We start from the raw sequence: 20,640 nt of genomic DNA, 5'->3' as shown, positions 1-20,640 counted from the left end.
CGTCGTTTGACAGTGCGTGAATTGAAACGAGTACGATCTCGTTGAAGTAGCGTGTCATGTCCAGTACTCACTTGGGCGGCGCAGGATTGTCCGGGGCCACTTTCGGGAGATCCTTCTGCCAGCTTTGCTGGCAACCTTCGCACACTGGAGTTCCTGCCCCCACGCTGCCTTCGATCGTCGACGGATCAACCTTCGCAGCCTTCGCATCACGCAGGATGGCGTTCTTGACCGAGTCCTCCGCATGCGCCGTGGAAGCCGTCACGTCCGCCAGTTCTTCACCTGGCAGCAGTACGTTTTTCTTCAGCCACTCTCCGACCTCCTTGGTGGGGAAATATTGCGTCGCCTTGCCCGTCGCCGTGTCGACGGCGCGCATAGAGCCCTTCGGAACCTTAATCCCGACGTAGACCCTCACCCGTCCTGCAATCGTCACGCGAGCGACGGCGACATTGCCTTGGCCCTTGAAGGCATTCAGTGCTACGTTCTCGCCTTCGGCGCCGCTCCCGGCAGATTTGACTGCGTCGACGATCCGTCCATATATCGTTGCGGCTCTCGCGGCCGGACTCACGGGCGGGGGCTCGATCGGAGCCGGAGCGCCGGTCTTCAGCGAGCCGACGAATATCAACCAAAGCTGACCGGCGATTTCCGGCGTGCCTTTGACAATCTGATCGGTCATATCCAGCGCGGCGTTTGGACGGACCGGTTGCAGTTCTGGCTTTTTGCTCGCCTGATAATTCTCTTCAGCGCTTTTCGACCAAGCCCAGTTGCGAACCACAGCTCCCCAGCGTCGAATGACGTTGTCCGGGCTGGTGCTCCGAATCTTGTCCAGGTCTTCACGGTTATATGCAGCCGGGGGTGGAAAATATCTCGGATCCAGTTCTCCGGTCTTGGGATTGAAGGGCAGCTTGTCTGGATTGGGGTCTTGCCGTTTCGAAAAAAGATTGAATGGATCGTTCTTCGGATCCTGACCATCCGGATCGTAGTAGGTCACCGGATTAAGCAATGCGTACTGGTATAGATTGACTGAGCGCACTGCGCTGGCTGGGTCGCAGCTCGCCCACCTCGCTAGCCATGGCGCGTAGTACCGCGCGCCATGATAGGTGAAACCGTTCTCCTCATCTCGCTCCTTGCCGGTGTATCGATACCGCTTTTGTCGCACTTCTGCCGCAGCTGGACCAGCCTGATACACCGTGCCACCATAGGGCTCGTACTCCTCATAGGAGATTAGTCGTGCCGCCTCGTCCAGTTCTAGCGTGGCGGAGCCAAGCAGGTTGGCGAGCTGATATCGTTGCACCGGCTCGGGGGCAGATATCGCGCTCTTCTTGTTGATCGTCAGAGTTTCGACGAGTGCGATGCGCACCTTGTCGTCGACGACGTGCAAGCTCTCGCGCTCGAGCACGATGGCATCTCCATCACCGTCGTATTCGCGAAAGACTTCGAAACCACCGAGATAAAGCCGCTCGTTCTTGCGTATTCCGTTTTGCCGCTCGGTGACCTTGCGCACGCGCTGTCCATAGGCGTCGTAGACATAGAAGGTCGTTTCTGCCGCTACGTCCTTCACCACTTGCCGTGCGCTCGCCGCGAGCCGGTCCAGGAAGTCCCATTGCATGACTGGCAGGTGTGGCATTTGTACGATCCCGCCGCTCGCGTCATACAAATAGCGCTCTGGGCCGCGTGCAGCGTCGTCCTGCAAGTGCGTCCGGCTCAGGCGGTTGCTGTTCTTTCCGGGCTCGAGGAGGCTCTTTTCGCAATAGCTGTAGTGCCGCGTCCAGCTGCCATGTTCGGCACGATGAAGACGGCTCACGAAATTGCCGACCGGATCGTACTCGTAATGCTCGGTGAACTGCCGCAGTGCTTGCGGATCTTTGAGCCGCGCCGCACCCAGGTATGGGTAGTCACGATAATTGCCGTCATGTGGCGCGAGGTCGAAGGTGCTTTGCCCGATGTTTTCGCGTCCCGTTGCGCAAATCAGGCGATAAAGCGCGTCGTACGTATAGCGGCAGACGGGATCGATTTTGCTATTGCGATGAAATACCGTGCGCAATGCATGATCGGCGATTTCGGTGATGTTGCCGATGGGATCGAAGGTGTAATGTAGATCTTGAATCCGCGACTCGTCGGCGAGAATCTGTGCGCTTATGGCGTCGCGCTCGAATGGGCGCGCCGTATGCAGGCGGATCAGCCGGAATGTCTGCGGATCGTACTCGTAGTCCGTCCGCGCACCATTGCCATATTCGACGCGCTGGCGCTGCCCCCGGGCGTTATAGTCGATACGGCGCACGAACGGCGTTCGCGTTTTGTCGTCGCTGTGCTCTGCGGCGCGCAACGCAACGTCAATAGCCTCCAGCAGTCCGGTCTCGTTGAAGCGGGCGTGGCATACGCTGCCGTCCGGGCTCTGGACGGTGACTTGCCGGTTGAGCGCGTCGTAGGTCGTGCTGCCAGTAAACCGCTCCGCCTCAACCGAGGGATGGCGCGACCAGTTCGGCACACTCCTGAAGTCGCAGCAGAATTTCCGTTCACTATGCAGGAGATTGCCCTTGAAATCGTACTGGCTGGTAGTGACGATCCCTGCCGTATCGAAGTGACGGTAGGGCTTGCCGCGCAAGTTGGCCGCCCGCTGTCGACGCTCGTTCATCCCGGTATCGGGCGCGTCGCCGTAGATGGCGCGCTCGAACAGGATCTCCTCCGGAAACGGCCGTGCATTGCGCTCATAGGGATCGCCGCCGCGCACGAAGGAGCGCAATGGCCGCCTGAGTGCGTCGTATTCGGTGCGGACCTCGTAGCGGCGGCTGTTCCACGAGCGCACAGGCCTGCCGCCGATATCCTTGAGTAGCCAACGCTCGCCGGCCTCCATGCTGGCTTCGTGCACCTGTACGCCGCCCATGTCGTAGGCACATCGGAGGACTTCTCGATCGAATGCATCGATGACGACTCGGCGGTTGCCTTCGATGTCGAGAACCGTCCTCGTGCGGTACTTGCGCTCGCCACCGTTGTCGTCGATAGCGAGGAAGTTCCGGCCGAGGGTGTCGATGTATGCAACAGTGGGGGTGTTCGCGTGACGGGCGGCTTTTTGTGCGGCCACCGCCAGCGCAGGGCCCATGCGGCCGTCGATCCGTTGCTCATACCAGGTTGGCAGATAGTCGTTTCGAGGGAGCCGGCGGAAATGAGCGCCAACATCCGGATCTGATTGAGGACTGGCGAGAACCGTGTCATTGGCATCCGAACTGGTTTGCCGCCACGGATCGAAAACCACTTTGCTCCAGGTCTTTTCAGGGTTGAGTATAGCGACGACACGTTCAGCCGGGTCGTAGAACAAGATCTTGCTGACGCCTCGGATTGCGGCAAACTCGAAATCGTGCGAGGCGGTGAAGAACGGCTCGTATTGCCGCACAGGCTTGCCCTTATTGTTGTAAATGGTCCAGCCGTTACTAATCCAGCGCGGTGCGACAGTGGGGCCGCCACTGCCGACTGGACCCGGAGCGGCCTGCTTCTTGACCTGAACTTCGCGGCCGAAGCCATCGGAGAAGTGCAGGGCAATCTGCGTTCTCGTCAGATCGCCGGGATGCAGATTCGATACATGGGTTTCGCGCGCAACCATCGCGGAAAAGACGGCTCTTTGCGCAGCGAAGTAACGCCTGACATCGTAGAGGGTTCGGGTCGTGGCATTGCCGATGAGACGCAATGCGCATCCGTGAGGATCGGCAAAGAATTCACCCAGCTGCGTGGTGGTGGGATCTGGCTCAAATCCTTCCAGTGAGTCGCCGACCTTTTCGCCGGACTTCCCCATGACAGCAATGCCCGCGACGAGCCCGAGTGCATCGAAGGCCACTTCGGAGCGGTTGCCGTTCGGGTCGGTGATAAGCCGGGGCAACAACACCCGATAGCAGAGGTCCGCGCGATTGATGTTGCCGACGGGGTCCACAGTTTCTACCGGCGCCAGGTCGTGCCGGTCGAAGTTGACATGAGTGACATTGCCGAACGGGTCGCGATGGCGGCGCACAGCGAAGAAGTGCCGCAGTGCCTCGCCGAGTTCGTGTCTGGCACAGTCGGCCTCATCGGGCAAGTCGGCTCTATCCGCCGCGTAGAAGACTCGGCCCGATGGCGTCCACCAGTTCCCGTCCCCTTCGACGTCGACATAGCCTGCTTCCCGCAACACGGCGGCGCGGTCATGGAAGAGATCTTCGGTTGGATAGCGACGGCGGTAGACTTCGGTCAGTAGACCGCCGGGAAAGGCGAGCGTGTAGTTTTGCCCCGGCAAAGCGAGCGCTTCGAGCCTGCCGGGCGCCAACAAGCGGCGCAGGTCGTTCGCGCGATAGAGAGAGCGGGTCCATTTGAGCGGGCGTCGCCATGGCATAACGCCGACGGCGCCGAGACCCCGCCAGTCCGCAAATGGAAGTTCGTGCGAGCCGTTCGATGCCGACGCAACCTTGTCGGCAAGCTCTGCGAACCGGAACAGATTGGTAACACGGGGCAGCTCTGCCCTTGGCTTCATGTTCAGCAACTCGAACTGACGCTGCCCAGCCGGGAGCGGTGTGCGCCAAGCATCGGCCTCGGCAACGGTATTCGTACAATCGGATTCGGTCAACGTCATTTGCAGCCGAGCCTGCTGTTCGCGATCATTGTCGGTCAGCAACGGTGACGGATCTGCATGCCGCCTTCCATAACCCACCGCCACCGACTTCAGCACATTGCCGTAATCGTCGACCTCGAGCGTGAGCGCATGCGAGACCCTTGGATCGGCGCGGCGATGGCCCTCGATCTCGTAGAGCTTGCGCTCATAGTGAAAGCTCACCTGCTCCCGCGCGTGCGTGAAGAACACGCCATAGCGGTTCGGCCCACGCCGCTGCAAGGTGCGAATTGTGAAGTTGCTCTCGGTGACGGAATACGGCCTGCCAGCCGCCTCGGTGCTGTCAAGACCATAAATCTCCTGCCGCAGCATCGCCCCCTTGAGCGAGCGGCAAGCTTCGCGCGCCTCTTCGGGATCGAGCCGCACCGGCAGGACCGTGTCGTCCAGCAGCATCGCCTGGATCTGCTCATGTGAGAGCGTGGACTCGCCGCAACGCCCGGCACCTTCCTGATAGTACTCATGCGCCAGATGCCGCGAGATGCGGCCGCCTTCGAGAAATACACCCGTGTGATACCAGGTGCGTGTCAGCACCGGCGGCACGCTGGAGGCGGCGTCGAGATTGTCCCCGCGCGGGAATCGATCGCTTTGCGAAAGCGCAGCGAGCGCCTCGGTGTCGAGTTGGTCGACCCGGCCGAAGCCACGGAACTCGCGCTCCACGCCGTCGTAGTAGCCATGGTGATAGCTGTAGCGCGAGACGAAGCGGTTGCGGCTCACGCGGTCGAAGGTCTCAACCCGCTCGACGACATGCACCGGGAACGGCAGCCGCGTCACCCACGGCGTGCCCGCGGCCTTGTCGGCGAGATAGAACTGCGTGGATGAAGCGTAGTCGATGCGCGTTTCCGCACCGAGGTTGTTAATCGTGCGCTCGAGCAGGTGCGGCTTGCGACCGCACATCAGGTCCAGATAGCGCAACTGCCGCCCCGCGTCCCCGGGCAGGGGCGACGACCAGACGAGGCACGCGGTGCCGCGGCCCAGCAGGTCGGCGACGGTGATCGAAGCGATGTCGTCAACGCAAGGAAATGGCCGGATCTGCCGCGCGGCGCTCCAGCCATTGCCGCTCTCGTTCAGATAAACAGTCACGCCATCGCGGCCGAGATAAACGATGTCGGTGGTACCGGAGCCATCGGTGTCGGCGAGCCGGATGCGCGCCTCGTCGAACAGGTCGGGCGCATCGAGCCACGGCGCGCGGTCCATCGTGACCTTGACGCCGAAGCCGCCGTAGCCGCGATTGGGCCAATAGCAGATCTCGCCGTTGCGTACCCGCACGAGGTCGGAGAGTCCGTCGCCGGTCATGTCGGCGAGATAGAGCGACTGCGCGTTGTCGGCGAACACGACGCGCGGCCCATGCTCCTCGTCGAGCGGTACCGGGACGCGCCGGCCGTGGCCAAAGCCCTCGGTCCATAGTGACGGATGCCACGTGAAGGCGTCGTCCTGGGTAACGAGAATGTCGGCAATGCCGTCGCCGGTGAGATCGACGAAACGCAGGTTCGGATCCGCCCAGTCGCGCACGGGCAGCGCGCGGAATGGCCTGAACCCTTCCCATGCCGCGTTCTGCTTGCGCTCGTAAAAGCCCGGATCGGTCGGCGCCAAGTCGACGAGGTCGAGCACGCCGTCGCCGCTCAGGTCCATGAACTGCTGGCGCGAGTCGTCGAGCGCTGTCGTGGACGGCATGCGAGCGGCGGTTTGAAGGGCGCCGAACCGGCCGTTGCCGAGATTGGGCTTATAGAGCCACGCCTGCGCCTGCTCGCTCAGCACGCCGGCAATGCCCTCGCCATCGAGGTCGAGCAGGCGATACTGCGCGTTATCAATTCCGGCGGGAAGGTTGGCGAGGTCTTCCGGGTCAACATCCGCGAGCCAATATCCGGCGAACCGGGCGTCTTCGATCGGACTCGGTGTGTACTGGAGGTCGAGCGGGGGCAGCGAGCGGGTCAGATAACGGCCGTCTTCACGCCGCCGGTGACCCGATTGCACGACCCGCTCGAGGAAGGAACCGATCGGCTTCTCGCGATATTCAAACGCCGTCGAGCGGACGAGGCACGGCTCGTCGCCAAGTTCTTCGGGGAAGTGATGAAACATCAGTACGCGGCGGCAAAGCCGGTAGCTGCGGATTTCGAAGCCGGAACGCCAGGTGGAGAACGGGTCGCGCCGTGCCGGCCAGTCGGCCGTGGCGCAGGGCGAGGCGTGCGCGTAGATCCGGTCCTCGGCGTCAGGCGGCGCGTCGCGGTAGTGCGCTTCGCCGTAGTCGAAGACGACTTCGAACATCCAGCGCGCCCCTTCGAGATCGTGCGGCTCGAGATGGGAGCGGCGAAAGCTCGGCCTTTCGGGATCGAGCAGGAGCGGCTGCCGGTTGCCGTAGCGTATGCGTTTCAGATAACGGTTTGCCTCGCGCCTGCGGCGCTGTTCGCTTGGCAGCGCGAGATCGACGCCGCGGCCATCTTCCGGGACATAGTCGTAAACGATGGCATTGCCGGTGTCGTCGTAGCTGCGGCAGATCAGCCAGCTGAATACGTGTGCGGGGTTCTCGGGATCCGCGATGCGCGAGGCCGCATCGAGACCGTAGACGGTCAGGACATTGTCTTTCGAAAGCGAACGCCAATGCACGTCGCCGCTTTCGATGCAGGTCCAGCGCTCGATCCGCGCGAACAGCCCTTCAATGCGCGGCCGATAGCGTTTGACCCGATAGCCGTCGCGCTCGAATTCGTCAGGACGACGTTGCGCCTCGTCTTCGCGGAGCAGGACCGGGACAAGATCCTCGGCTCCTGAAAGAATGAAAATATCGGACTCGATGCAGTCGTGATACTGAGGCAGCCCTTTGTCGGTGCGTCGCGTGATCGAAGGCAGCGACAGTTTCCAGCCGATGCCGAAGACACCGTTGCCACTGCCCGAATCGTACTCCACGGAGAGCTGCGGTCCGAACCCGGAGCGTCCCGGGCTCAAAGCCAGTGGCACGCTCAGCGAGCCAGTGCCCGTTACCGGATTGGCGGAGAACTTTTCGTCTATGCCGCGAATGGCGCCACCGCCCTTCGGCAGGCTGATTTGCGGAGGCGTGAACGGCGATGGCTTCCCAGTTGGCCCCGGCTGCCCGTTGTCGCCTTCTGAACCGTTCTCGGCCATGGTTCCTCCTGCAACGACTTTCGACTCGTTTCGGTTGCGTCCAGATCAAGCTAATTAGTCTTACTAATTATAAGAAAATCTATCTTCTCATTCCCTTAAAAGTCATTGATCGGAATCCGGTCGACGCAATCAAATATAGACGACAGTCGGCAATGTTCAACTCAATGGGTGCCGCAGAAAACCGGTTTCCGGATGCCGGTCTTTTCGGAGAACGATGGTTGAACGCAAACTTTAACTATTGCGCCAGATTATCCTGCATGTTCGCATCCACGCCGGGGTGCGATTGTGTCACGGCGCCTCAACTGATGCACCTCGGCCTCGCAGCGCCGCCGGATTGCCAAGGACGATAAAGCCCGCCCAGTTACGCGCGCGTGGAAAGCTCTTGCGGATGCGCAGCTTGGTGTTGGCGAGCGCATCAGCCAGTGTTTCTCCCCGCAACAGACGTTGGTACATCGAAACCATGAGTTCCTGGGTTGCGCGGTCATCGACATCCCAAAGGCTGACGGCGAGCGATTCGGCGCCGGCGATCGCGAACGCAGTTGCGAGTCCCCGTACAGGCCCCGTTGGCGCGCGACCCCGAACGGTTTTGCAGGCGGACAGCACCACGAGCTGGGTGCTGCGCAGGTCCATCAGCTCGACTTCCGCTGCCGTCAGCAGCCCGTTGCCGTACGCAGGCTGGGAATTGGCGGTCAATAGCGCGTTCGCTCCGGCAAGTGCAATCATCGACCGGAACAGGGGGTTCGAGAAGACTACACGGCGCTCGGCGTCGTAATCCGGACCGCGTAGTGCGCTCGACATCGTCAGGAACATGTTGAAGTAGCTCTCGAATTTCCAGTCCGTATCGGCGTCGTATTCGGCGTGTGCCGCTAGGTGCAGCATCGAAGGTCTCACGACGGCGGCTACCCTGGATTTTGTGGCGTCGTCGTTGCAAATGGGCTCGACTCCGAGGATCGAAGCTACTCGCTTCGCTTCGATGAGCGCACCGGGGAGATCGGTAAATCCCATCACTGTTGGAACATCGCAGAATTTGCTGTACTCGGAAACGCCGAACACCGCGGGCGGGTTCTCGTTTTCGCATCGACTGCCCCAGTGCCGTATTTCGCTCGGATAGGAAACGAAGGTGATGCGCTTCCAGGACTCGATCGCCGGACGGCCCGTAGCCAACACCAGCGCTTCGAATGGAACATGCCAGAGCGTGCCGATCGGCGCGAGCACGAGATGGCTCGCTTGATCGATGTGGGGGCGAAGGGGATCGAGCAGCAGTGCGCCGAGCTGTTTCAGGCAGGTGTCGTCACACTCGGCGGTCCCGACCGAATCTGCAATTTGACCTACCGCCGTGCTCACCAACGTCTCGACAATCCGCGCGTCGCCAATTGAAACCCAGGCGGTGGGCGCATCCTGCTGGTAGATGAGCGCAACGTAATGTTTCTCATCGTTGGCGACCGTGGACACGTCGGGTGCCACGCGATGAAGGTGGGTATAGCAGACCAGCGCTGCCCCGGCAGGCAGTCCGGAGAGCAGCTCGCGAAGACTGCCGTGGAGCAGGGCGGCGAGTTCGGAGTCGGCGGCCGTGCATGCCTGATCCCGTACGAAACGTTCTACGAATCGCCCATGAGCCTTGGCCAGTTCCATATTCAGTCGACGGCTCGTTCTCATGTGAACGGTGATCTCGGGGCCGGGGTCGCCCAACAGATGTTCGATGAGAAGGCGACGTGAGCGTTGAACGTCTTCCCATGCCGCGCGAACGTCCGCTCCCGCTGTACGCGCAGCGGCAAGGAGTATTCGCTCGATTTCGATGTACGCGCCGCGCCATCGTACGAGTGCACTCAGCGTATGCTCGATCAGATCGGCCTCATTCGCCTCAGCTGTAATGGCGAGCATCGACCCCACGGCCGCGTCTGCAGTGTCGAAAAGGGCGAGCCGGTCGTCGTAGGTCGACAGCTTTGCCTCGTTGACGACGCGATCGGCCAAACCGGCGAGGCGCTTCTCATTCAATTCGAGAGCGGTGCGCCAGTTTCCTTCGGCAACGGCAATCGATGCCAGCGCGGCCAGGGTTCTTGCACGCAGATGTGACGCACCGACGACCTCCAGCTGTGCTGTGTAAAGTGCACGCGCTTCGCCGTTTCGCCCCTTTGCGACGAGGATCTCGCCAGCGACATCGCGCAGCTCTGTCGCGCGGCCGTGCAGGAAGGGTCGCGCTTCACATGCGGCCAGTTCGCCTGATATTAGCTCCGAGGCTTTTGATAATTCGCCCACGTCGCGTAGCGCACGTCCAAGGTATATCGCATTCCCTGCGGCAAGCTCCTCCTCACCGGCCTGCTGGAAGACGGCTCGCGCGGCCTCCAGCAATTGGATTGCTTCGGCGATCCAGCCTCCAGCGGCCTCGTCGCGACTTGCGTTCGCGAGGTCAAGCAGGGCGCCAGCCAGATTGTCCATTGTGATCGCCGCCTCCACCTCCGAAGGCTGGTCACCCTGGCACTCGATTTCTCGCGCCGCACGAAAGTACTTCACGGCCTTCTCGAAGTGATCCTCAGCCTGTTCGAGCAAGCCAAGATTGTTCAGAACCACCGGGTTTCCCGGGTCAAGTTCAAGGACTTCCAAATAGAGCTGGCGGGCGCGCGTGGGGCTTTGTCCGCTTTCCCGATAGCATTCAGCGAGTTCATTGCGAAGTATTGCGCCGAGCCGGGTGCCGTCCCATGCGCCTTGCGCGACCATCCCCTCGAACAGGTCGATAGCGTCGTCCAGGCGGTCGAGGCGATGCAGCGCCCTTGCCTTGAACCAGATGAGCTCGAGCGATTCATCCGGCGTTGAATGCGTGGCGTTCCCTTCTACGGCCGCGAGTACTTCCAGCATTTGTGCGTACTGCCTCGCGGCGAACATCTCAGCAAGCTGTCTACCGGTGATCATGGCGTTCACCTCAAACAATGAGCCGCACGCACACCGGAAAGTCCGGTCCGGCGATACGACGACAGAGCGCGTACGTCGCGCCACCGGGTAGCGAGATTTCATACTTCATCGAGTCGGCTTGCTCGATCTGGGCCTCCATTTCGAACATTGTCTTCAGGACTGGCACCGATAGTCCAGGAGACCAGCGTTGCGAGACCTCCATCGCACGTTCGATGCGCACGGGCGCTTCATGTTGCTCCAGGATTTCGTAGCCCTGGTCTTCAATCTGCTCCTGCGTGACCTCTGTGCCGAGACAAGGATGTTGATGCGTACCTAGCGAGCGCGTTCGCCGCCGCGCAATACCCGCGGGCGGTTTGATGTCGACGCGATCAATCGGCGCGCGCGACGCGTGGACGTAGCGCCGAACGCTGATGCGTGCTCCGGCTTCCAGAATGACGCCGTATTGGTCTTTCGCCGGAGCCTCGAACGACTCCATCTCCTCCAGCGTGAGGCGTGAGCTGGAGCCGAATTTCACACCCCATGCGAATGTCAGGTCGGCGCTCGCGTTCTTCGATCGCTTGTGAACCACCCTGATCTTGCCGCCTGACGCGCTCCAGACCTCTACAAGGGGAAGGAACACAGGGGCATCGTCGAGGAGCGTCGTCTCGTAGCGGTAGCCTTTGAGGAAATCGAACACCTTGTTGGCTACGCCAGCGAGATCGGTCAGCGATCGTGTGCTGTTACCGAACGTATCGACTAGATTCGATTGCCGGACCATCGAAGCCAGATCGTCGCTATTGCCAGCGGCACCTACGAGATCGAGCCAGCCTTTTGACTCGCTCCAACCGCCTCCATCGATCGGCTCTTCTGATACCACTGTTCCGTTCATGAGCGCTCTCCAAGGCGCGCAATGCAGTTCCCCGTCCGGGGCAGGGAGCGAGCGCACGAAAGCAAACCAGGCAGAAACGTGGCGACGTCCGTCGTCGCCGTAGATCCAAGTGTAGTCACCACGGCGCAGACGTAAATCGTTTCTATCCTCGTTTTCACAAAACTATCGAACCAGATTTGCAGATGGCCGAATGATGAAGACGCATCCGGGCGTTCTGGCAGCATGTTGATCGCATTCATTCGAACATGATGATGTCCACATCCTTGCGGCCCCGCAGATCGGCCTGCATACCTTCCTGAACAGCCGTTGGCGCCGAGATCGCAACACCCTGGGCCGATTTGACTGTGCTGAATCCGGTCGGATTCGGGATGACCACAGTAAAGGGGCGCCAGGCGGATCAATACTCCAGTCCAGTAGCACGATCGCGATGCCAGCAGGTGATTCGAACCTGCACGCCTCTACGAGTTCGATCTCCACACGCCGGACAACGGTGCCGAACTCGACTTCGGGGAGCACCGCGATCCGGTTGATTTCCGCTTCGGAATGAACCGCCTGTCGATTCTCGTGGAGCAGGCGATGGGCCTGAACCCGATGGATTCGTCGCTCTACGTGTTCACGAACCAGTGATGTGATCGTTTCAAGATCCTCGTCTGGGATCACAACGGGTTCCGGATATTGCTCAAGAGATCCGGAACGCCGAGTCTGGCTTGTCAGGACTGAGGTTTGGCGTTTGCGCGCAGAACCGCGCCCTCGCGTTTTCGTGGTGAGTATCGCCATCGTAGGCGCTAGAGATCGCGTTTTCCTCCACCATCTGATGGAGTCAGTCATGCAACAGGAAGTGAAGCGTGTCGCATTGGGTCTTTTGCAAACCTTCGAGATGCGATCCAGCCCGCTGCCGGACAGTTTCAGTTCTCGTGTAGAACTCGATTGTTCTGTCATCGGCTCAGCTTGGCTGCGATGCGCTCAGAGCCGAATGCGTTGACGCATTTCATCATGCAACGTTGACATTGCGCTACGGCACCGCGCATTAGCCTCTTGTGCAGTTCCGTCGCAGGGAGGCAGGTGGCGGGCAGGCGTGTTTTCGTTCGGCGAAGTTTAAATAAAAAAAGACACCTTGTGATAAGAATACTTATCTCAACATACGCGCCGTGAGTCGATTTCTGAAGAAAACTCAGGTGCATCGCTCCATCGCCGGGGCGATCACCGTTACCGGCCGCGTCTTGCCGCCACTCGACAGACGGCTTTGGGGTTCACCGAATTTTTTAAATCGGAAACGTGTGAAAGCGGGGAAATTGCGGCTAGAATCAGTGCGGTTTCTGAAGCAACGGCCGGGTTACTGCGGCAAATTAAGTTAGGTAAACGAAACATAACTGCGCGCGAGTTATCGTTGGGGTAATCGTCCTTTTCGTGCAAAATCTGGCGCTTCCTCCTAGACGCCTTTAGCGGCAAGGCTCAGCGGGCGATCCAGACGACTATCGGCAGGCTTGGCAGCGATCTGCGGTAACCTAGCCGCCCGCGATTTCGAATCGCCCTCCGACGGGAGGCAAGCCATGCCGGGACTGGCGTTTCGCTATGTGGGGCAGCATCGTCTGCCCTCGAGGTTGTCGGAATTCGATGTCGAACGCTACTTCGCGCTGACTGATAGCGACATCGCCGCGCTTAACGAGCGTTTCCGGGGCGATCGGCGTGCTGGCGCTGCCATTCAGTTGGTGTTTCTGCGCGCAAGCGGACGCACGCTCGATCATGTTGGCACCCTCCCACGTCAGTTGCTGCGCTACATCGGCGAACGGCTCAGCTTGCCCATTCCGACGATCGCCTCGTTGCGCACGCTGTACCAGCGCTACAAGACGCAATACGATCATCAGGTTTGGGCCTGCGAATACCTCGGGCTGACGTCGCATGGCCAGGGCCAGCTGGTCGACATTGCTGCATGGATGGAGCAGGATGCCGCCGAGACTCTCTCAATGGATGATCTGATCCAGCATGTCCACCACTGGCTCTACGAACGTCGCATCCTGATTCCGGCAGAACGCAAGTTGCGTGATCTTGCGCGATCGATCTGGGCAGAGGTCGAGCGCGACCTGCTCGCACTGATCGAGGCGGCCGTGCCGAAAGTGCAGCGCGTGCGCGCCGATGCGCTTCTTTCCACACGGCATGGCAGTTCGGGCATGACGATACTGGAATGGCTCAAGACTCCGCCCGCTCGACACAGTCCGTCCACCATCACCGAAACACTTGCGAAAATCCGCCTCCTGAAGGACCTCGGCGTGCACGAGTGGCAGCTGGATGTCGTACCGATCGAAAAGCAGCGAGCGTACGCGCAGCGCGTTCAGGCTCGCCGTCCTGCGAAAGTACGCGAACTTAAGGAGTCGACCCGCACGATCGAGTTGATCTTTTTCCTGCACGTCACTCTGCTCGAGCTGACGGACGCGCTACTTTATCAAACTGGGCGCCGGGTTTCCGACCTCGTGCGGCAGGCTTACGACCGCACGACCGTTCGGCAGGCACACTCCGCTGTTGAATACCGGCAGCAACTGGTCGTGATCAAGGCGTTGGTTCGGGATAGCAGGCGTACTGCGCAAGAAAGGCTCGACGATATAGACAAGCTGCTTGCGAACCTCGCAGACAAGCCGCCTGCAAGTCACGCAGCGAGCGTTCGCGCAGCGCTGACCGACGATCACCACCGCATCCGAAATCTGATGGGGCCGTTACGTGAGCTAGGCTTCGTGGGCCGCGAAGCGGAGCCGAGTCTCCGACAGCTCAAGCTTGTCGGCACACTGCGTGACGGCGGCGTAACCGAATTGCCGCTCGACTGCGATGTGCCGGTCAGCGCGGCCTGGCGCGATCTAGTCAAGGGCGACGATCGGACGCGAGCGTTGCGGGCGCTGGAGGCATCCGCAATCACGGGTCTGCGCAAGGGGCTTCGCCGCGGCTCGGTCTGGGTCAACCACAGCCTGTCGTTCCGTGAGCGCGATCAGTTGCTGATCCCGCACGCGCAGTGGGAACGCGATCACAACCGCTATCTTTCCTCGCTCGGGTTGCCGGGAACCGCGGATCCGTTCCTCGAACGGCTGACGGAACACCTGAAGGCTGCGCTGGCGGCCCTGGAGGAAGCACGAGAAGCAGGCCGCGTCACGATCGGCCCCGACCGCGCGCTGCATCTCTCAGCACTCGAAGCGTTGCCAATAGATGGCATACCTAAACGTACGCGGGATCTGATATTCAGGGAGATCGGTACCGCGCAGTTCGCCGACATGATCATGGAGATGGATGCCCACACCGGCTTCAGCGAAGTGCTCCTGGCACGCAAGGCGCGAGATGCGAACGAACTCGTCTCGCTGTACGCTGCATTGATTGCGCACGGCACGGACCTGGACACCACGAACGTCGCGGCCATGATCCCGAAACTGGAACCGGCGCATATTTCGACGGCAATGCGTCTCCTTGAGATGCCCGGGCGGCTGTCACGTGCGAATGACCGCGTGGTGGAATTCCAGCGCACGCATCCGATTACGGAACTCTGGGGCTCTGGACGGCAGGCATCAAGCGACTCGATGAGCCTCGATACGTCACCGCACCTCTTTTATGCGCGGGTCGATCCGCGACGTCGCACCCACGCGGTGGGCATGTACACGCACGTGCTGGACCAGCACGGCATTGTCTATAACCAACCCATCGTGCTGAACGAACGCCAGGCTGGAGTAGCGATCGAGGGCGTGACCCGCCACAACGAGAACCGTGACGATGGCGGATTGCAGCGGCTTTGTGTAGACACGCATGGATACACGAACGTAGGGATGACAGTGTCGAAGCTGCTTGGTTTTGACCTTTGCCCTCGTCTGCGCAACCTCTCGGAACGCAAACTGCATCTGCCCAGAGGCATGGTCACACCAGCGGGGCTGGCAGCCATCGCCGCCAACGAAGTGTCCATCAAGGCGATTCGTGATAGCTGGGACGGACTGCTGCGTGTCGTCGCATCGATTCATGCTGGCCGCGTGAGCGCGATAGTCGCTTTACAGCGGTTCGGAAGCGCGGCACAGGGCGATCCTGTGCACCGGGCGGCAGACCACCTCGGCAGGCTACTACGCACGCTATTCCTGTGTGATTACTTCAGCAACCTGGAGTTTCGGCGCGAAATGCATACGTTGCTTAACCGGGGAGAATCGGTTCATCAGTTGCAGCGCGCGATCTACACCGGCAAGGTCGCGCCAGAGCGCGGACGGCGCCGCGATGAAATGATTGCGATATCCGGCTCGTTGACGCTGCTGACAAACGTGGTGATCGCGTGGAATACGCAGCGTATGCAGGCGACCCTTGACGGTTGGCGTAGCAAAGGTCAAGGCATTGGCGACGACTGGTTGCGGCGGCTGGGGCCGGCGCACTTCGCGCACGTAAATTTCCGGGGGGTGATGAGCTTTCCGATCGAACGCTATCGGGAGATGCTGCTGGATGCGGCGCCTTGGCGGCGCACGGCCAGATTGTGAGGCGGGTCCACGAAGGAGCGGTGATGAACATGCGTTGTGGGAGTTATCTCCTGGCGCAATGAGATCGAACAGCGAGCCCGATTGACGCACGTCTCGCCGCTGAGGCCGCACGTTACGACGCAGCGTGCGCGGGAACGGAGGGTGCATGAAAGCGCCAAATCTTGCTTCAAAGAGATGAGGTCCGGAAATTCGGGAGTCGCATACTGCATTGATTTTAAAAGACAAAATAGACCTAACCGCCAGATTTTGCACGAAAAGGACGATTACCCCTAAACGGGTTGGCCGGGTTGTCGGCGTGTAATTGACGCCGCCGTGCGTTCTGTTTGTCGCCGGCCTTGCGGCGGCGGTAGCTTTGGACGTTGAGCTCGAAGATCGTCGAATGATGCACAAGCCGGTCGATGGCGGCGACCGTCATGCCGGGGTCGGGGAACACGTCATTCCAGCCCGAGAACGGTTGATTGGCCGTTATCAGAAGACTTTTACGCTCATACCTCTCGGCAATCAGTTCGAACAGCACGCTGGTCTCGGCCTGATCCTTGCGGGCATACGACAGGTCGTCTAGCGCGATGAGGTCGAAGCGGTCGAGCTTGGCCAGTGCTGAAGGTAACTGCAGGCTCTGGCGTGCCGCCTGCAGTTTCTGGACGAGCTCGCTGGTGCGCGTGAACAGCACGCGGTAGCCGGCATCGATCAGGGCGTGTCCGATGGCCGAACCCAGATGACTTTTCCCGACTCCAGGTGGGCCGAACAGGAGGACCGTGGCGCCTTTCTCCAGCCATGACTCGCCGGTGGCCAGCGCCGTCACATGAGCCTTCGAGACCATTGGCACAGTGCTGAAGTCGAAGGTGGCGAGCGTCTTGGTCGGATCCAGATGCGACTCGGTCCGATGCCGCTCGATGCGTCGTTTGGCACGCTCAGCCAGTTCGTGCTCAAGCAGTGCGCCAAGCAGTCGCGTGGCCTGCCAGCCTTCCTTGTCCGAACGCTCGGCGAACTCGGGCCACAACCTGCCGATCGTTGGCAAACGCAGCTCGTTGAGCATCAGGGCCAGGCGGCCACCATCATGTGCGGGCGCGTTCATGCTGCCACCTCCTCGAGCAGTTCGTCATAGACGGCAACGGGCGGCATCTGGACCTCCACTTCCGGACACGCGGCCTCACGGGGAGCGTACTGCTCACGCAGCGCCTTGAGATCGGGCAGCTTGCCGGCTTTCAGCAACACGTCAAGCTGTCCGGCCAGTGCGGCCTCCACGCCGTGCAGGCCGGCGAGTTCAAGCAGGCCAACCATCGTCTTGCATGCTTCGCGTTGCGACAGGCGGGCATCGAGTTGTTCCCAGGTCCGGCGGTAGGCCTCGCGCGGGAACAGTGCATCACGAAACGCGAGCCCCTTGAATGCCTGCGGTTTGCGCTTCAGGGAGCCAATGAAGTGGCGGTAGTCAAGCGCGTGACGGTTGTCGTGCGCACGGGAGCCCCGTGCGGTGCTGTGCACCAGCACGCCGGACAGGTAACAGTCGAGCCGGTCGCCGTAGACGCGCACCTTCAGCCGGTGGCCAATCAGGCGCGACGGCGCACTGTAGAGGATGCCCCGCACCGTGAACGTGCTGCAACGGGTCACAGGAGCCTCCTCCTCGACGAAGTCGGTGGTACGGTACTCCGGCAGATCCTGAAGCTGCTGGCGCTCGATACGGAACGCAGCGGCGTTGCGCCGGTTTCGACGCATCACCTGCTCGCGGATGAATTCATCGTAGGCGGCACGATCAGCGAAGTCGCGATGGCCACGCAGCATCAAGGCCTGATCGACCGCGTCCTTCAGATACCGGTGCGAGGATTCGACACTCCCGTTCTCGTGGTTATGGCCTCGAGGCCATAATGCAGAGGTTTTTTTGGTTGGCGATCGCGGCCGCAGACGCCTGAACAGGCTAAGCGAGGCCAATCCGAGATCGGTAATCAAAAAAACGTTTGTGCTAAACCGCTCCACGGGCGGTGGCGGCTATGGGCATTGAATGAACGACTCGGTGGTTCGCGATACTCGGGGCGTGACTATCGCTCCGAGGTTCAGGGCGAGCGAGTGCGGGATGCACAGTGAGCGCGGCAGCAATGCGAGCTTCAGTGGGCGGGTAAGCCGAAGTTTCGGAGCATTGTGCTGCGAGAGCATACCGAAGACACGAGTTCGGGCACGCAGGCCTGATCGGGCAAGGCGAGCGTGTTGGGCGAAAGTGTCGATATCGGCTAGTGCACATGGGCGGGAGCAGGCGGAGCCCGCGGAAGGATGCCGGGCACGCCGCCTTCGATGCGGACCATGTGGCCCTTGCCGCACACGGGGCAGTCACGCAATGACCTGCCGGTGAGCCGCTGGTACCGGTCGCGGTAATCTTCTCCGTTGGCGGGTGATTCGGCGGCGGGCGGCTCGACGCCGAGCAGGTGCCGGCAGATGGCCAGGCGCTGCGCTCGGTGGCAGTTGGCGAGCCAGCCGTAGCTGCGAATGCGCTTGAAGCCGTCGGGCAGCACGTGCAGCAGGAAGCGGCGGATGAACTCGTCAGCCGTGAGCGTCATGGTCCTGTGCCGGGCCTCGTGCCGGTAGTCCTTCCAGCGGAACTGCACGCCGTTTCCGTCGAAACCCAGCAGCCGGTTATTGGAGATGGCGACGCGATGGGTATAGCGCCCCAGGTAATCGAGCACATGTTCGGCACCGCCAAAGGGTGGCTTGGCGTAGACGACCCACTGGCAGCGGGCGCAAGCCAGGCAGCGAATTCCCTGGCATCCCTCGGGAACTCGAGCTGGCCGCGCAGGCGAAACATGCCAGCGTCAAAAGCGCGGCGCAGCTGCTCGAGGAATAGTCGGCGAAAGAGTCGTGAGAGCACCCGCACGGGCAGGAAGAATCCGGGGCGGCAGGTGATCCAGCGTTCACCGTCCGGGGAGATGCCACCACCGGGCACGACACAATTCATGTGCGGGTGGTGCAGCAGATCCTGCCCATGAAGGGCCGTGCGAGGCGCATTCATTTGCTCACCCCCTCGGAAAACGGGTGTCGGAATCTGCGTTTTACTCCAGGAGGCTTACTTCCGCGGCCCCTCCATAGACAGTATCTATGCGGTGGCCTTTCGGCGGTGTTCACTCTCGAGAACGGCTTCAACGTGAATAACGGCAAGCTCGGGCAAGGGGGGCTTATGTTCGGGCGTCAGGCTTACGTTGGCGTGGCGAGCGACCGCTACGGCACGCTGACGTTTGGGCGTCAGTATGACTCTGTTGTCGACTACCTTGCGCAGACTACCGCGAACGGCAACTGGGCGGGCTACCTGTTTTCCCATCCCTACGACAACGACAAAACGGACAACACATTCCGTGTGAACAACACCATCAAGTACGCTAGTCCGAACGTTGGTGGTTTCAATTTCGGTGGCACATACAGCTTCAGTAACGACACGAACTTTGCGAATAACCGCCAATACAGCGTTGGTGCACAATACGCGAACGGCGGCCTGCTTGTAGCGGCCGCATACCGCCAGGCAGACAACCCGTCCGCGACGTCCAACGGCTCGATCAACAATGGTGGTGACGAAAATTTCCTCGCGAAGCGCCTGTGTGTGTTCGGCGGCGGGATCAACTACACGTTCGGGTCGGCGACGGCGGCTTCGCGTACATGAACTCGTACCTGAACCAGCTGCAATCGACGACGTATATTTCCGGCTCGATTCTGCCGGCCGTCCGGACGCTAAACGCGCTGAGGTTCCAGAACTTCGAGGTGAACTTCAAGTACCAGTTCACGCCGGCGCTGTATGCGGGTGGCGCCTACACGTTCACGAGGGAGAATTTCGACGCGTCATCCGGCGACGCAAAGCCGAAGATTCTCTCAGTCGGCCTGATGGTGGATTGCAATCTGTCGAAGCGCACGGACCTCTACGTCCAGGGCGCTTACCAGCACGTCGCGGGCGACAAGACGGCTACCGCGCTGGATCTCGCGTACGTGCCAGGTGCGGCGGATGCGTCATCGACTGCGAATCAGTTCGTGATTCGTGCCGCGATTCGGCACAAGTGAGTTGAAGACGCGCTGAAGGCATCAGTGTCTTGCCACCCAGTTTCAGAGGCGTGAGGGGGGCCTTCAGTTCACGGGCCAATCGGTAAGTAACGGTTGGCTTTTTTTGTGCTGTAGTGGCGGCAGTTTGCGGAGTCGCGCTGAGGCCGGCGAAGTAATATCATGTATGCTTCGCCACAAGAGACCGACGATCGATGCCTTCCCGAAAACAGAAGAAAGCCACCGCCGATCAACTGCTGCTCAGTCGATACCGGAGTATTGCCGACGGCGTCGCTGCACTGTTTTTTCCTTATGCAGAAGTGGTCATCCACGACTTGATGAGCCAGTCAATCGCGTACATTGCCAACAACCTGTCAAAGCGCGCGATTGGCGACGATTCTGCTCTGGAGGAAATCGAAGGAACCGCAGACGAAGAAGTGATGGGGCCGTATGAGAAGATGAACTGGGACGGCCGCCGGATGCGATGTGTGAGTATGCTGCTGCCCAGTGAGTCGTCGGACGCCGTCGGCGTTATGTGCATTAACTTCAATGTCGCGGCGTTCGACGACGTCAAAAAGGTACTCGACTTGTTCATCACGGGCGCCGGGCTGGTGCGACCGCCGGAGGAACTGTTCAAG

6 protein-coding genes and 4 pseudogenes are annotated in these 20,640 nt (G+C 60.8%); 4 read left to right on the top strand and 6 right to left on the bottom strand.

Annotation, left to right across the window (positions count from 1 at the left end; translation table 11 throughout):
- Positions 1 to 67 precede the first annotated feature (67 nt).
- From E1N52_RS39195 to E1N52_RS39185, 3 genes are all read right to left on the bottom strand, one after another.
- Positions 68 to 7,738 (bottom strand): SpvB/TcaC N-terminal domain-containing protein, encoded by a 7,671-nt coding sequence (locus E1N52_RS39195; protein WP_133190035.1) that lies wholly within the window; start codon positions 7,736 to 7,738, stop codon positions 68 to 70.
- 288 nt (positions 7,739 to 8,026) lie between these two features.
- Positions 8,027 to 10,645: a CHAT domain-containing protein gene (locus tag E1N52_RS39190; protein ID WP_165979551.1), complete on the bottom strand. Its 2,619-nt coding sequence runs from the start codon at positions 10,643 to 10,645 to the stop codon at positions 8,027 to 8,029.
- A gap of 10 nt (positions 10,646 to 10,655) precedes the next feature.
- Entirely contained in the window at positions 10,656 to 11,513 is an 858-nt protein-coding gene (locus tag E1N52_RS39185; RefSeq protein WP_133190031.1) for a hypothetical protein, read from the bottom strand.
- A 528-nt stretch (positions 11,514 to 12,041) separates the two neighbouring features.
- On the opposite strand from E1N52_RS39185, the pseudogene tnpB reads away from it, so the two are divergent.
- Positions 12,042 to 12,140 (top strand): annotated as a pseudogene (gene tnpB, locus E1N52_RS45645) (IS66 family insertion sequence element accessory protein TnpB); the annotation flags it as partial.
- A gap of 923 nt (positions 12,141 to 13,063) precedes the next feature.
- Positions 13,064 to 15,997: a Tn3 family transposase gene (locus tag E1N52_RS39175; RefSeq protein ID WP_133190029.1), complete on the top strand. Its 2,934-nt coding sequence runs from the start codon at positions 13,064 to 13,066 to the stop codon at positions 15,995 to 15,997.
- Between the two features lie 232 nt (positions 15,998 to 16,229).
- On the opposite strand, the gene istB is transcribed toward E1N52_RS39175, so the two are convergent.
- The 3 genes and pseudogenes from istB to E1N52_RS39160 form a co-directional block, all read right to left on the bottom strand.
- Positions 16,230 to 17,072 (bottom strand): IS21-like element helper ATPase IstB, encoded by an 843-nt coding sequence (gene istB, locus E1N52_RS39170; RefSeq protein ID WP_133190027.1) that lies wholly within the window; start codon positions 17,070 to 17,072, stop codon positions 16,230 to 16,232.
- Positions 17,069 to 17,851, bottom strand: a pseudogene (locus tag E1N52_RS39165) (Mu transposase domain-containing protein); the annotation flags it as partial. The gene istB and the pseudogene E1N52_RS39165, both read right to left, overlap by 4 nt.
- A 368-nt stretch (positions 17,852 to 18,219) precedes the next feature.
- Positions 18,220 to 18,965, bottom strand: a pseudogene (locus E1N52_RS39160) (IS91 family transposase); the annotation flags it as partial.
- 111 nt (positions 18,966 to 19,076) lie between these two features.
- Here E1N52_RS39160 and E1N52_RS39155 point away from each other — a divergent pair.
- Both E1N52_RS39155 and E1N52_RS39150 read left to right on the top strand, forming a co-directional pair.
- A pseudogene (locus E1N52_RS39155) lies at positions 19,077 to 20,026 on the top strand (porin); the annotation flags it as partial.
- A 191-nt stretch (positions 20,027 to 20,217) separates the two neighbouring features.
- A partial coding sequence (locus E1N52_RS39150; protein WP_205965744.1) for a PAS domain-containing protein occupies positions 20,218 to 20,640 on the top strand: 423 nt, incomplete at its 3' end.

The organism is Paraburkholderia guartelaensis, assembly GCF_004353905.1.
GTDB classification, from domain to species: domain Bacteria; phylum Pseudomonadota; class Gammaproteobacteria; order Burkholderiales; family Burkholderiaceae; genus Paraburkholderia; species Paraburkholderia guartelaensis.
This window is presented reverse-complemented; position numbering and strand designations above follow the sequence as displayed.